The organism is Paraburkholderia sp. GAS33, from assembly GCF_050436645.1.
GTDB lineage: Bacteria > Pseudomonadota > Gammaproteobacteria > Burkholderiales > Burkholderiaceae > Paraburkholderia > Paraburkholderia phenazinium_B.
In genome coordinates, this window is the sequence record NZ_JBNDMP010000002.1 from 165,755 (window position 1) to 180,214 (window position 14,460).

At 61.7% G+C, this 14,460-nt stretch carries 12 protein-coding genes; 1 reads left to right on the forward strand and 11 read right to left on the reverse strand.

All coding sequences use genetic code 11. From position 1 onward, the window contains the following. Positions 1 to 4 precede the first annotated feature (4 nt). Both P3T24_RS07150 and P3T24_RS07155 read right to left on the reverse strand, forming a co-directional pair. Positions 5 to 952: an electron transfer flavoprotein subunit alpha/FixB family protein gene (locus P3T24_RS07150; RefSeq protein ID WP_429433418.1), complete on the reverse strand. Its 948-nt coding sequence runs from the start codon at positions 950 to 952 to the stop codon at positions 5 to 7. Positions 953 to 968: 16 nt separating this feature from the next. After that, positions 969 to 1,718: an electron transfer flavoprotein subunit beta/FixA family protein gene (locus tag P3T24_RS07155; RefSeq protein ID WP_429287102.1), complete on the reverse strand. Its 750-nt coding sequence runs from the start codon at positions 1,716 to 1,718 to the stop codon at positions 969 to 971. 388 nt (positions 1,719 to 2,106) lie between these two features. On the opposite strand from P3T24_RS07155, the gene P3T24_RS07160 reads away from it, so the two are divergent. Continuing rightward, a complete protein-coding gene (locus P3T24_RS07160; protein WP_429433420.1) occupies positions 2,107 to 4,860 on the forward strand; it encodes a LuxR C-terminal-related transcriptional regulator in 2,754 nt (917 codons plus the stop codon). Positions 4,861 to 4,892: 32 nt separating this feature from the next. Here P3T24_RS07160 and P3T24_RS07165 read toward each other — a convergent pair whose 3' ends face one another. From P3T24_RS07165 to P3T24_RS07205, 9 genes are all read right to left on the reverse strand, one after another. Next, complete coding sequence (locus P3T24_RS07165) at positions 4,893 to 6,050, reverse strand: DUF445 domain-containing protein (protein WP_429433422.1); 1,158 nt, start codon at positions 6,048 to 6,050, stop codon at positions 4,893 to 4,895. A gap of 128 nt (positions 6,051 to 6,178) precedes the next feature. Next, entirely contained in the window at positions 6,179 to 7,021 is an 843-nt protein-coding gene (phaZ, locus tag P3T24_RS07170) for a poly(3-hydroxyalkanoate) depolymerase (protein ID WP_429433424.1), read from the reverse strand. 79 nt (positions 7,022 to 7,100) lie between these two features. Continuing rightward, entirely contained in the window at positions 7,101 to 7,523 is a 423-nt protein-coding gene (locus tag P3T24_RS07175) for a phasin family protein (RefSeq protein WP_429287105.1), read from the reverse strand. Between the two features lie 59 nt (positions 7,524 to 7,582). Then, the gene (locus P3T24_RS07180) at positions 7,583 to 9,310 is read right to left on the reverse strand and encodes an alpha/beta fold hydrolase (RefSeq protein WP_429433426.1); all 1,728 of its coding nucleotides are present in this window, start codon (positions 9,308 to 9,310) and stop codon (positions 7,583 to 7,585) included. A 47-nt stretch (positions 9,311 to 9,357) separates the two neighbouring features. Next, positions 9,358 to 9,822, reverse strand: coding sequence for a MaoC family dehydratase (locus P3T24_RS07185; protein WP_429433428.1), 465 nt, complete (start codon positions 9,820 to 9,822; stop codon positions 9,358 to 9,360). Between the two features lie 30 nt (positions 9,823 to 9,852). Beyond that, positions 9,853 to 11,496 carry a fatty acid--CoA ligase gene (locus P3T24_RS07190; RefSeq protein WP_074264312.1) on the reverse strand — a complete coding sequence of 548 codons (1,644 nt, stop codon included), beginning with the start codon at positions 11,494 to 11,496 and terminating at the stop codon, positions 9,853 to 9,855. Between the two features lie 285 nt (positions 11,497 to 11,781). Next, on the reverse strand, positions 11,782 to 12,912 hold the full coding sequence (locus P3T24_RS07195) for an amidohydrolase family protein (protein WP_429433430.1): 1,131 nt from the start codon (positions 12,910 to 12,912) through the stop codon (positions 11,782 to 11,784). A gap of 89 nt (positions 12,913 to 13,001) precedes the next feature. Then, positions 13,002 to 13,466, reverse strand: coding sequence for a GlcG/HbpS family heme-binding protein (locus P3T24_RS07200; protein ID WP_429433432.1), 465 nt, complete (start codon positions 13,464 to 13,466; stop codon positions 13,002 to 13,004). A 70-nt stretch (positions 13,467 to 13,536) separates the two neighbouring features. Next, positions 13,537 to 14,457 carry a LysR family transcriptional regulator gene (locus P3T24_RS07205; RefSeq protein WP_074266031.1) on the reverse strand — a complete coding sequence of 307 codons (921 nt, stop codon included), beginning with the start codon at positions 14,455 to 14,457 and terminating at the stop codon, positions 13,537 to 13,539. Between the last annotated feature and the right edge of the window lie 3 nt (positions 14,458 to 14,460).

Genomic DNA, 14,460 nt, shown 5'->3' on the forward strand with positions numbered 1-14,460 from the left:
AGAGTCAGTTTTGTTGCAGCTTGTCCAGCTCACCGGACAACTCCGGCAATACCTTGAAAAGATCGCCGACGATCCAGTAGTCGGCGACCTGAAAAATCGGCGCCTCTTCGTCCTTGTTGATCGCGACGATCACCTTCGAGTCCTTCATGCCGGCCAGATGCTGGATCGCCCCCGAGATGCCGACCGCGATATAGAGTTGCGGCGCGATGACCTTGCCGGTCTGGCCCACCTGATAGTCGTTCGGCACAAAACCGGCATCCACCGCGGCGCGCGACGCGCCGACCGCCGCGCCCAGCTTGTTGGCGATGTCCTCCAGCAGTGCGAAGTTTTCGCCGGAGCCCATACCCCGGCCGCCCGAAATCACCCTCTGCGCCGCAGTCAGTTCAGGACGCTCGGAGCGGGTCAGTTGCTGGCTCACGAAACGCGAACCGGCAACCTCGCCAGCCGGTGCGAGCGATTCGATCACCGCCGTACCGCCTTCGGCAGGCGCCGCCGCAAAGGCGGTCGTGCGTACGGTGATGACCTTGATGCGGTCCGCGCTTCGCACGGTAGCCAGGACGTTGCCGGCGTAGATGGGACGCACGAATACGTCGGCGGATTCGACCGCAATGATGTCGGAGATTTGTGCAACGTCTAGCAGTGCGGCCACGCGCGGCATCGCGTTCTTCGCGGTGGTCGTGGCGGGCGCCAGCACGTGGCTGTAATCAGGCGCTATCGTCGCGATCAGCGTGGCCAGATTCTCGGCCGGCGGATGCGCGTAGTGCGGCGCGTCGGCGACCCGCACGCGCTTCACGCCGGCGATGCGTGCAGCCTGTTCGGCTACGCTCGTGCATTGCGATCCGGCGACGAGCAAATCGATCTCCTCGCCAAGACGCGCAGCAGCGGTGACAGTGTTCAAGGTCGCCGCCTTCAGCGTCTGATTGTCGTGTTCTGCAAGAACGAGTATGGACATGATTCCCTCTTCCGTTTCAGATGACGTGCGCAACGTTCTTCAGCTTGGCCACGAGTTCCGCGGCATCGGCGACCCGCATGCCCGCCTCGCGTTTCACCGGCTCTGCGAGCTTCAGCGTCGTCAGCCGCGGCGCGATGTCGACGCCGAGTGCTGCGGGCGTCACGACCTCGAGCGGCTTCTTCTTCGCCTTCATGATGTTGGGCAGCGTCGCGTAGCGCGGTGTGTTGAGCCGGAGATCGGTGGTCACGACAGCCGGCAGATCGACCTCGAGCGTCTCGAGTCCGCCGTCGATCTCGCGCGTCACGCTCGCCTTGCCTGCCTCGACACACACCTTCGAGGCGAAGGTTGCCTGCGGCCAGCCGAGCAGCGCCGCGAGCATCTGGCCGACCTGGTTCGCGTCGTCGTCGATTGCCTGCTTGCCGAGCATCACGAGTTGCGGCTGTTCCTTGTCCACCAGTGCCTTGAGCAGCTTCGCCACGGCGAGCGGTTGCAACTCCGCGTCGGTCTGAACGAGGATGCCGCGGTCAGCGCCTGTTGCCATCGCCGTACGCAGCGTTTCCTGGCAGCCCTGCACGCCGCACGACACAACAATCACTTCCGATGCCGCGCCGGCTTCTTTCAACCGCACCGCCTCCTCCACGCTGATTTCGTCGAAGGGATTCATCGACAGCTTCACGTTCGCGATATCGACAGCGCTGCCGTCAGCCTTTACGCGGACTCTCACGTTCGCGTCGACGACGCGTTTGACGGGAACCAGTACTTTCATTGCCTGCTCCGATTGGATAAAGGACTCGTTCACACCGGCCATACGAAGTGGCCGTGCAAGGTTCCGTTCTGTTCGTCTGGGATACGCGCCGCCGACCCGGTTTTGTGCGCCGCAATGCGACGGGATGCGATATACATGTCTCCTCCCTTAGGGCGGTTGGGCGTATCATTTCGTGAGCAAAACACCGGTTCACGCGAAGCCCTCCGAGGGGCTATCACTCGTGACCGGCCGGCCTGCCGCACCGTCGTCCAGTTGTGGAACTGCGCGTCTGCTCGCTGGAATCCATAGTGTCTGAGCGCAGCGCCGTGCAAAATCCCCCATAAAGGGGAGCACAACCACGTGGATGGGGGATAGCCGCCAGGGTCAACCCGAATGCCCGGAGCAGTTGATGCACGTGACAGAAGCGACAAAAGCGATAAAAACGCTGCCCACGCACAGGCCACCTCTCGTCCTTGCAACGAAGGTTTTTCCTCCTCGCCTGCCCGCCGGCCTGATCGATCGTCCACGCCTCGCCTCTTTTGCTGCGCAGACCGAAACGAAGCGCCTGACGGTGATCAAGGCCCCCGCTGGATTCGGCAAGACCTCGCTCGCGCTCACCTGGCTCAACGCCCTCGCAACGAGCAGCGCGCGGGTCGCCTGGCTAGCGCTCGATGCCGACGATGACGAGCCCGCCCGCTACTTCAATCACCTCGCGCACGCTTTGCGGCAAGCCTGTGGCAACGTCGGCACCTCCGTGATCGGCCTGACCGCCGACGCCTCGTTTGTGCCGGCGAATTCGCTTGCATCGACGTTGATCAACGAGCTCATTGACGTCGACGACGAGGTCTACCTTTTCATCGACGACTACCATCTGATCAGCGAGGCGCCGATTCACGAAGCGATGGCGCTCTTCATCGCCAATATGCCTTCGCAAGTCCACGTGGTGCTTTGCACACGAACCGATCCGCCATTTCCCACCGCCAGGCTGCGGGCACGAAACGACCTGCTGGAAATCGACGCATCGACCTTGCGATTCAACTTCGACGAAACGCGCCGCTTCGTTGAACGCGAATGCCCCGGCAAGCTCATCGTCGCGGACGTGAAGTCGCTATTCGCGACCACCGAAGGCTGGGCAGCGGCGCTGCGCATCTCCGCTTCGGTGCTGGCCCGGGACGATCGCCCCCGGGGTTGGCAGGCAAGTGCTCCTACCGGTGCATCGAGGCCGCTGGCAGACTACCTCGAAGATATTCTGCAATCCTTACCTTCTGGGATGTTCGAGTTCATGCTGCGTACGGCGATACTCGATCGTTTGAGCGCGCCACTGTGTGAGGCAATCACCGGCGTCAAACCGGGCCAGGCCATGCTGGATGCCATTGTTGCGCGCCAGTTGTTGCTGGAACCGCTGGACCTGGAAGGACACTGGTTCCGCTATCACCCGCTCATGGCCGAATATCTTCAACGCCGGCTGGAGGCTCTGTACCAGGGGGAAATCGCCGAGCTGCATCGCCGCGCATGTCAATGGTACGCAGGGCAGCATCAGTGGACCGACGCAGTCAGGCATGCCATCGCGGCCGGCGCAACCGACGATGCGATTCGCCTTATGGAACACTGTGCCAAGTCCCTCCTCAAAGGAGGCGATCTCCTCACGCTGGTCGGCTGGCAGCGTCAGTTCCCAGCCGACCTGATGCGCGCACAGACCACGGTCACGCTGGCCATCGCCTGGGGAACAGTACTCGCCCTGCGCTTCGACGATGCGGTGACGATGCTGGATTCGATTGAACTCGATGCCGCCGGCAGAGGCGCCGACGAAGACTACGTCCGCTGGGAGTGCGTCGCCCTTCGCTCGGCGCTGGCAGCATTGCAGGACGACCCGCGAACAGCGCTCACGCTGGCGCAACAATATCTGGAGCGGCCCTCGCGCGATTCGTGGACCACCAATGCGGTCTCGAACGTAGCGCGCTTCGCGCACTGGAAAGCGGGCGATTTCGAGGCCCTTCACGCCACTCCATGGATTCCCGATTCGGTCGAAGAAGACCAGCGCAGTGTATTTTCCACCGTCTATCGGCTCTGCCTGCTCGGCCATGTGGAGATGCAGCAACTGCGCCTGCCACTCGCGGCGCGCCGTTTCAACGAAGCCATGGAGCTCGCCGAGCATCATTCGGGTCCGCAGTCGATAGCCGTAGCGCTATGCGCCCCCATGATCGCGCAATTGCTGTATGAGCAGGGGCGGCTCGATGAAGCCGAAGCGCTGCTCGTCGAACACATGCCGGTTATCGACCTTGCCGTGTTTCTCGACAGCGTGCTGATCAGCTACCGCATCCTCATCCGGATCGCCGTGGCGCGTTCCAATTTTGCGCACGCGCAGTCGCTGCTCGACGCCGGCCAGGCGCTGGGGCAGGCACGTCACTGGGACCGGCTGGTGGCTGCTGCGCTCTCGGAAAGAACCCGGCTCAATCTGGCAGAAGGCAGGCTCGCCGAAGCGGGCGCGTGCGTAACGCAGTTGCATCAGTTGGCTGGCCCTGACGCCGCATCGTCCGCTCCGGTGTCGCTGGAGATCCTGAACTACCGTGACCTCGGCGCTGCGTGCCTCGCGATTCGGCGCCAGCAAAACGCGGAGGCGATCGGGATATTGAACGTTGCGCTGGAGCGTCTCGAGCAGCTCCACGGCACTTACCTTGCGCTGCGGCTGCGGACTCTCCTCGCGCTCGCGTGGCTGAACGCAGGCGAGCGCGAGCGGGCGTTAGAGATATTTCATGACGTTGCGACAGTCGCAGCGCCTGCTGGGCTTTGCCAGTCCATCATCGATCAAGGGCCGGAGATCGGCCCACTGTTGAAGCTCGCGCGCGACAGCGTACGTACCGCGGCCAGGGCACCGGAAGTCGTGACATGGCTAGACCGACTGCTCGACAGGTGGCGAGCCCAGCACGAACCGAATAGCCAGCCCAGGCGGGACAGCGAGCCCGAGCGCCTCAGTTCGCGAGAGCGCGGCATCGTCGAGTTGATCGCACAGGGACAGTCGAACAAGGAAATTGCGCGCACGCTCGGGATCACACCTGAAACGGTCAAGTCGCACGTCAAAAGCATCTTTACCAAACTGGCCGTCGACAAACGCGCTCAGGCCGTCGCGCGCGCGCAGGCGCTCGGCCTGGTCAAACAGGGCTAGGGTACGCTCGCTCGAATTGGACACCGCCGGGCTTACCGCGAGAAAAGAAACACACATGCGTGGATCAGGACGCCCACTGTGCCGCCCACGAAGGTGCCGTTGATTCGAATGAACTGCAGGTCCCGGCCTATTTCGGCCTCGAGCTTCCCACTCACCTCCTTCGCGTCCCAGCCTTTCACGACGTCTGTGATAAGCGCCGATAACTGATGGCGGTGGCGTAGCACGAGCAGGTTGGCAATATCAAGCCACCATGCGTTCAACTTTTGCTGAATGGAGGGCTCGCTCAACACGCCTTTTCCCATGGACACGAAGGTGCTGGAAAGCATATCGCGTACGACAGAATGCTTGCTGCCAAGATCGGCAAGCACATATGCACGGACGTGATCGAGCAGGACACCGTAATACCCGCCGTCTTCAAGATGCCGAATGCAATCGCGCAGCAATAGCCGGCCAAAGCGGCGATAGGCTGCTGAGCTCCTCATCTCGCCGGCCATATCTTGCACCGCCACATCGAACCGGCGCCGAAGCTCGTGCTCCGGATTCGCCACGACCTCATGCATGAGCGCGATGATGCCCTCGACGAACTTGTTGACGATGTATGCATCCAGCGTCGGCAAGGTGAATTTCGAGGCCTCGCTGAACTTCGCCTTGATCAGGCCCACGTTGTTACTCAACCAGCTTTCCAAGACGCTCAATCCGCGGTCCAGCAACGGCTGATGGCGGTTGCCTTCGGTGAGGATATCCAGGACCTCCGCCGCCAGCCGCGATACGTCGAGCGTACGCAATTGCGGGATCACGATTCGATCGAAGAAGTGTTCGATGTCGGCTTCGTCCATATCATCGAGCAATCGCGGAAGCGAGCCTGCCACTACATCCGCGATCGTCGCGCTGTTTTCGCGTACTGCCAGCCACCCGGCCAGCGCCTGCGCCGCGTTGAAACCACTGAGCCGCCCGACGATGACTTCGGGCGTCAAAAAGTTTTCCTCGATGAAGCTGCCCAGACTCTCGGCGATGCGCTGCTGGTTCTTCGGGATGATGGCGGTGTGCGGGATCGGGATGCCGCATGGATGCCGGAACAACGCGACGACCGCATACCAGTCCGCGATCGCACCGACCGTACCCGCCTCGGCAAAAGCACGCGGCCACGCGAGCCACGGATGCGCCGTCTGCCAGGCCACGCAGGCGATCAATAGCGCGATCATCGCCGCGAGCAGACAGGTTGCCGTCGTGCGCATACGCGTCAGCCGAACGAGCTTCTCGTCCGCAGTGGCTTGGGCCGTTGCGCGCCCGGCATTCCCGTCGCTCCCAGTCACACGGTTCAACTGGCCTCCTGGCGCAGGAATCGTTTTACCGCCGGCGCAACTTCCCTGGCCCGCGTGATCAGGAACAGATGACCGTCATCGATCACTTGCAGCGTCGCGTTTCGAATCCTTGCTGCGAGGATCTTGGCGTTGGCGAGCGGCACGATCGGATCGTCGTTTCCATGCATGACGAGCGTCGTTTGCCGAAGCCCGCCCAGCCAGGGCAGGCTGGTCCAACCCGATGCAGCCAGCAACTGGTAGAGGTAGCCGCGGCCGCGCGGCGCCTGGATATGACGGCTGTGTTCCTCGAGCAGCGCAGCGTCGTGCCGGTATGCGCCACCGTATATCTCCGCGCCGATCTGCTTCAGGTAAGACGGGTCGGTATAGCGCCGTGGCCCGACCAGTTTTGACAGTACCGACAGCCGCGCCGGGACCATGATCACGCCGGGGGACGTGGCGGCGAGAATCAACCTGCGGCAGCGTTTGGGGTAGAGGTGTGCAAACTGCTGGGCCAACGCCCCACCCCACGATACGCCGAGCACGTCGACAGGATCGATGTACCCGAGCCGCGTCAGCAGCTTGTCGGCCAGCACGGCGAGCGTCGAGAACCGGTACGGCAGCAACGGAGCGGGCGAGCCGCCAACACCTGGGACATCGAAAACGATGACGGTCACGTCATCCAGCGCCGCAACGAACGGCTCAACGAGTTCGAGATTCGCGCCAATGCCGTTGAACAGGAGCAGCGGCGGCGAGGCATCGCTGCCCCGCCGGACTGCAACACGCAGCAACTGGCCGTCCAGGTCGATCGTCTGGATCTGCATGGCGTCGACAAACTCCGGGCTTGTTTGTAGGTTGGTCATCCGGTGGGTTCCATGGTTAGACGGTTCGCCTGGTTACGCCTGGCTATGTTACGGCGGCGGCTCGCATAAGCCCGTTCGATCACTTCGTGGGCTGCACGAGTGCTTTCAGTTCCTCGACATGCTCCGCAAAGCGCTTCGTGACGACAGCGATACTATCGGTTTGCGCGCGGTATGCCGCATCCGCGAGTTCCTGCATGTCCACGAAGGCCTTTTGCAGCGCTTTTTGAACGCCTTCTCCCGTGGCCGTTGCGGATTCGCTGCCTGGCGTCCTCAGGCGGGTCACGAGCGATTGCAGTTCGTTCATCGTCGAACGCGCGATATCGACCTGCTTTTGACCGAGCTGCTGAACACCGGCGAGCGCCGTCATATTCGCCTCGGCAAGCGCTTCGATGTCCTTACGGCGCGATTCGAGGATGGCGGCAACGTCGACGCCCGGCAGCTTGAACTGCGTGATGAGCTTCGTATATTCGCCAAAAAGATTGTTAGGATGGGTTGCTGTCATGATGACTCCGTTAAGGTAGTTACAAAAAAATGGATTTCACTATCCCGCGATGACGCCGTTTAGGGTTCCAAAACATAGGTTCCAGGGGCTTTCACACCCGCCGGATGCCGTTCGCTGCCAAGGGCTGCTGGCGCTGCCCGCCTTTCACCGGACCGGGCGACCAGCCAGTCTCTCCAGTTGCCCCACCAGGTATCCGCTTCTGTCTTTGCGCCGGCGAGCCAGGCATCGGCGTTCGCGGGTAACTCGGGGTTGAGGTAGTACTTCGACTTCGGATTGCCGGGCGGGTTGATCAGGCTCTGGATATGGCCGCTCGAACTCAGGATGAAGCGGGTGTTGCCACCAAACGTCCTCGCGGTGTTGTACACGCCCTTCCACGGCGTAATGTGATCCGTCATGCCTGCCACCACGTACTTGTCGCAGGTGACCTGGGACAGGTCGATCGGCGTGCCCAGCACCGTCAGCGCGCCCGGCTTGCCGAAAGAGTTCTGCGTGAAAATGTCGAGCAATTGCCCATGCATCTTCGCCGGCAGCCGGGTCGCATCGTTGTTCCAGTAAAGGATGTCGAAAGCTGGCGGTGCGTTGCCCAGCAGGTAGTTGTTGACCCAGTAGTTCCACACCAGATCGTTGGGCCGCATCCAGGCGAACACACGTCCCATTTCCTCGCCTGCCAGCACCCCACGCGAGGTGCTGTGCTGCTTGGCCGCCGCAATGGCCTCAGGAGTGGCGAACAGGCCAAGCTGCGAATCGGCGCTGTTATCGAGCACGGCCACCATCAGCGTGGCGGCGTTGACCGTCTTGTCGCCCCGGCTCGCGAGATTTCCAAGCAAGGCCGAAATGGCCATCGCACCCGAGCAGGCGCCATGCAGGTTGACATCGTCGCAGCCGGTGATCTCACGCACCGCCGTAATGGCTTCCACGAGTGCAGTGACATACGTGTCCAGATCCCAGTGGCTTTGAGCCGCGGTCGGATTGCGCCAGCTGACGACGAACACCTGTAGCTCGTTTTTGACCAGATAGTCGACAATGCTCTTGCCCTCGGAGAGATCGAAGATATAGAACTTGTTGATCTGAGGCGGGACGATCAGTTGCGGCCGGCCATAGACCTGCTGTGTCGTTGGCGCGTACTGGATCAACTCCAGCACCTCGTTACGAAAAACCACCGCGCCCGTGGACGTAGCGAGGTTCTTGCCCACGCCGAAAGCCGTCTTGTTGACCTGCGCGGGCATGCCGTGATTCTTGAGCAGGTCCATCATGAGGTTGTTGCAGCCATCCATCAGGCTAGCGCCACCCGTATCGACAACCTTTTTGAGCGCCGCGGGATTGCCCAGCAACGTATTCGTCGGCGATGCCGCGTCCGTGAAGAGCGACATCACAAACTTCGCACGCTCCTTGTTGGCAGGATCCAGCGCCGAGCGCTCGACGAAACCCGCAAGCGTGTCGCGCCACGCGAGGTAGCCTTGCAACGTCGCACGATACATAAAGTTGTTCTGCCACGCGGCGTCGGTAAAGCGTTTGTCGCCCTTCGGCGGCATAGCGTCGCCGCCACCCGAGAAAAGCTTCAAAACCTCGCGGGCGAAAGCCGCCTCCTGCTCCATGACCAATGCGGGTTGCCGCAACGCCTGAGTGCCGATTTTCTGCGCGGTGGCGACGATATCGCACGCCCGCAAACCGACAAAGGGATTGGGACCCAGCATGCCCTCCGCAGCTGACGCCGCGAGTTCATCGGCCGTCTCGTTTTGCGGGCTTTGCTTCGCGTTTTTCTGCGGGCTTTCAGTGGTTTTCGCCATTTTGCTGCTCCTTCAGGAAGCGCTTGCGCCTCGCCGAACGTCGTGGGTCACGCGATCAGCATCGCGAGGGTTTCTGCAATCAGGGCCGGCTTGTCTTCGCCGTCGATCTGCAGTTCGTTCATTGTCTTGATGAGGATGCGGCCGCCGCCCTTGCTCTCCGCCGACACGAGCGTCACGCGACTGCGCACACGCGCACCGGCCTTCACAGGGGTCATGAAACGCACCTTGTCGAGACCGTAGTTAAGGCCCGCGGAAGCGTCCTTTGGAACGACACCGATTTCGATCGCGAAGCCCCCAAGCAACGACAAGGTCAGATAGCCGTGTGCGATCGTGCCGCCGAACGGACTCTCACGCTTCGCCCGTTCCTCGTCTACGTGGATCCACTGCCTGTCGCCCGTACACTCGGCGAACGCGTTGATGCGCGCCTGATCGACGACCACCCAGTTCGACACGCCTAACTCGACGCCCACGACCTCGTTGATATTGGCAACGCTGTAATTTTCCAGACTCATCTTTTGCACTCCTTGAAATTTGCTTGCCGATCAGGCGAACTGCTCGCGCAGCCACTTCTTGTTGGTCTTGCCGACGCTCGTCTTTGCCAGCGCATCGACGAACTTCACGACCTGAGGCACCGCATATTTCGATATCTTTCCGGATGTGCTAAACGACAGGACGTGCTGCTTGATGTCGTCTTCCGTGACGGCTGCGCCTTCCTTGAGCACGACCAGAGCCACTGGCCGCTCGCCCCACTTGTCGTCCTTGATGCCGATCACCGCCACTTCCGACACACCGTCATATCGCGAGATCAGGTTTTCTATCTCCAACGACGACACCCACTCGCCGCCCGACTTGATTACGTCCTTGAGACGGTCGGTGATCTGTACGTTGCCGGTCGAATCGACATTGGCAATATCCTGGGTATGCAGATAGCCGCCGGCCCAAAGCTGCGCCGAAGCCTCCGGATTGTTCAGATAGCCCTGCGTGAGCCACGGTGCCCGCGCTACGATCTCGCCAGTGGCTACACCGTCGTGCGCGAGTTCGTCCATGTTCTCGTCGACGACGCGCAGGTCGACGAGCGGCACTGGCCGGCCGGTCTTGCAGCGCAGGCGCAGTTGCTCGTCCTCGTCGAGGTTTTCGGCGCCGGGAGGAAGTTGCGCCAGACTGAGCACCGGGCACGTTTCAGACATCCCGTATCCAACGAACACGTCAATTCCGCGATCCAGCGCCGCCTTGGCAAGGCCTTGCGGCAAAGCGCCACCTCCGATGATGATCTTCCACCGGCTCATGTCCGTCGCCTTGCCCTCCTCGCACGAGAGCAGCATGTGCAAGATCGTGCCGACGCAATGCGAGAACGTGACGTTCTCTTCACGCACGAGTCGCGCGAGCCGGTCCGGCAAATAGCGGCCGGGATAAACCTGCTTTACCCCCAGCACTGTGGCGATGTACGGCATGCCCCATGCGTGGACGTGAAACATCGGGGTAAGCGGCATGTACACGTCGCCACGATGGAAACGCTGCCCCGAGACAGGGCTCGCCAGTGCCGCCATCAGCGTGAGGGTGTGCAGAACCAGTTGCCGATGCGTAAAGTAGACGCCCTTGGGAAGACCGGTCGTACCTGTGGTGTAAAACGTCGTTGCGCGCGTGTTTTCGTCGAAGTCCGGGAACGTATAGCTCGTGCTATGCGCCGCCAGCATCGCCTCGTATTCAGCTGAAAAGGAAATGCTGTGGGCAGACGCTTCGCTGCCCGGCTCATCGATCCAGATGAAGGTGCGCACTGTTTCCAGCTGGTCCTTGATCGATTCGACGACAGGCAGAAAATCCGTGTGAACCAGCAGGACGTCAGCACCAGCGTGATTGATCGTGTAGGCAATTTCCGCTGGGGACAGACGCACGTTCACGGTCTGCAAAACCGCGCCCATCATCGGGACAGCGAAATAGCATTCGAGGTAGCGGTGACTATCCCAATCCATTACGCCGACGGTGCTGCCGTGCTGCACGCCAAGCTCGCTCAGTCCGTTGGCCAGCCGGGCGATCCGCTCGCGCAACGTTGAATAGGTCATCCGGAACTGATCCCGGTAGACGATCTCCTCGTCCTGCGACTGAACAAATGGTGTGAGTAAAAGCTGTTTGATCAGCAACGGATACGCGTAGGCCGTGGAGTCTGGCGTCTTGATTTCGTCCTGCATGTGTCTCTCCTTGAGTCCCCAAATGGATTGCAGGCGACTATTGATCTATTTGTTTTTTTGGCCTGCTGTGCAAATGCGTTGGGAGAATCATGCAAGTGCCGAGACACGGGATGTACCCCCTGAATGGGGGAGTGCCGGCGAACCAGGTGGGGGAGACAGGCGGTAGATGCGGGCCTCGGGGAGGCCACGGCCCTTGCTGGGCGGGGGTTGGCGCGGGTTGGCGGGAAAGCAGCGGAAACGCGGCGCGCTATGGCCGCCGACGCGCCGCCGCTCTTTTCGGTCCGCTTATACGACGAGATTCGGCAAAATCGCGTGCGCGTTCTGCCATTCGATCTTCGCGAGCGCTGCCGCACTCATCCCGGAAGCTCGCAGCCCATTGGCGGTGTCCAGCGGCGATGCGGCGGGGAAATCCGAGCCGAACAGGATCCTTTCGGGCGGCATCAGCGCCGTCAGCGACGGCAGCGAATACTGGTTCCAGGCCTGTGCGGTGTCGAAGTACAGCTTCTGGATCAGCGCTATGCCACCGCCCGGTTCGGCCTTCATCAGATCTGGATCTCCCGACACCATGCGAGCGAAACGGAAAGTTAGAAACGGCACATCGCCACCGCCATGAGAAAAGATAAAGCGGATGTTAGGATAGCGAATCGTCGTGTGATTCATCAGCAGACTGGCGATGGTGCGCGAGGTCTCGGTACCGTATTCGACCACGATGTCAGGCACTTTAGGCACGACATTCGTGCAGCATGCCGGCTGCAGCGGATGAACGAAGACCGTGGCCTTGCGGCGCTCGAGCTCTTCCATCACCGGCGCAAATGCCGGGTCGCCGAGATACTTCGTACCGTAGCTCGTCATCATGCCGACGCCTTGCGCCTTCAGCGTGTCGAGGCCATACGCGATCTCGGCAAGCGTGCTGTCGATGTCGGGCAGCGGCAACGTCGTGAACATGCCGAAACGCCCCTTGTAATCGGCGACCATGCGGGCCTGAAACTCGTTGCAATCGCGAGCGAGGGCCTTCGCCTGATCATAGTCGCCGAAGAAGATACCCGGATCGCTGGTCGATACCACAGCGGTCGCAATGCCGCCCGCGTCCATCGCGTCAAGCGACTTCTGAACCGTCCACGACTGATTGAAGACCTGATTGGTGCGGCGCCCCAGCATCATCGCAAGCAGTGCGGGCGATGTGTAGTGATGATGCACGTCGACGATCCGCGCCGCTGGCCTGGTCTGCTGCGCCCACACATCGCCGCTGATCGCGAGCCCCATCCCAAGCGCAGCGGCGGCGCCGAGAAAACCGCGGCGTCCGGCGCCGTGCGCGGGCAGTGCGTGATGCTGTGTGTGGGTATGCGGATGCGAGAGGCTGCACCCGCAAGGTGGCGCGGCCGGGCGTAGATCGAGCCGGCTCCATTTTTTCAGCATATGTGTCTCCGTTGTCGGCAGGAGCTATCTATCGCTTTAGCGATTACTCCTGTTCCATGCAACATCGTTGCGGTCGACCGCCTGATTCGCTATTGCAGCGAAGCGGCCGCTTTCAAAGCTGTCTGGCCGTCCTGCGCCGGCGACGCACCGCTGACGCCCACGGCCCCCACGATCTTCCCGTCATAAACGAGTGGCTGACCACCATCGGCGGGCAGCATGTCCGGCAGTGCCAGCACATTGAGTTGTCCAGCGGCTATCCGATCCGCAAAGCCCTTGCTGGGGCCCTGAAACATCAGCGCAGTGCGGGCCTTGCCGAGCGCCATCTGCACACCTGCCAGTTGCGCGTCGTCCATGCGTACGAAAGCCAGCAGGTTACCGCCGTCGTCCACTACCGCAATCGACTGGCGCAACTGGTTACCTTTCGCCGCTGCCAACGCGGCTTCGACTATGCCTTGCGCGCCGGCTAGCGTGAGCACCTTCCTGTCTGCGACCTGGGCCTGCGCGCCATGCGCGAGCGCCAGCAGAAACAGGAAAGACATTGTCTGATTACGCATGTTGTCTCCGTTCACCGATAGAAGCTTCGAACAGGAAAACCGGCTCTTTCTTTCCGGAGCCTCGCCCTCCTCATTGCGTCAGAGCCAGCGGCTGGCGCCGGTTGCCAATGTTCTGGAGTAGCGGCAACGCCTTCGCCAGCGCCGGATTGTCGTTGCCGATCTTCCACGCGAGGTGCAGTTCCACGAGTTTCACGGGATCAATACCGTCGATCTCGCGAAATACAATGCCTTCGTAGCACAGCCGGCTGGCGGTCTCCGGCACGAGCGCCGCACCCAGGCCCGAGCGAACCACGGCCAGCATCGAGTGGACCTGGCTCACCTGCTGACCGTATTTCGGCGTCGCGCCGACGCGGGCGAATACATGCCGAACCAGTTCATGAAAGTACTGCGCTTCGTCGGGCGAATACATCACCATCGCCCGGCCATTGAAGTCCCGCAGATGCAGCGTCTTGCGCCGCGCTAGCGGGTCCTCGAGCGGAAGCGCGGCGACCAGCGATTCGCGCGCCACACATACGCTATCCAGATCGTCGCAATCAGGCGGCAGCCGACGCAGCAGGCCGACGTCCAGCTGGCCGTTTTCCAGAGCCTCCACCTGCGAGCGGCTAACCATTTCGCGCAACTCCAGGTCGACGCCTGGCAGCGTTCGCCGCAACTGGCCCAGCATCTCCGGCAGATATTCGTAGCCGGCCGCTGCGGTGAAGCCAATCACGATCCGCCCTGCCTCACCCTGCCCAGTCCTCAGTGCCGACAGGCGCGCCCTCTCGGCAAGACGCAAAATGGCGTGCGCCTCCGGCAACAGACTGCGTCCCGCAGGCGTCAGCCGCACCATGCGGTTTGTCCGGTTAAAGAGTGACGTCCCTATGCTGTGCTCGAACAGCTGGATCTGTCTGCTCAAGGGCGGTTGCGTCATGTGCAGCCGGGCAGCCGCCCGACCGAAGTGCAGTTCTTCCGCAACCGTCACGAAACAGCGCAATTGATTCAGATCGAACACGAA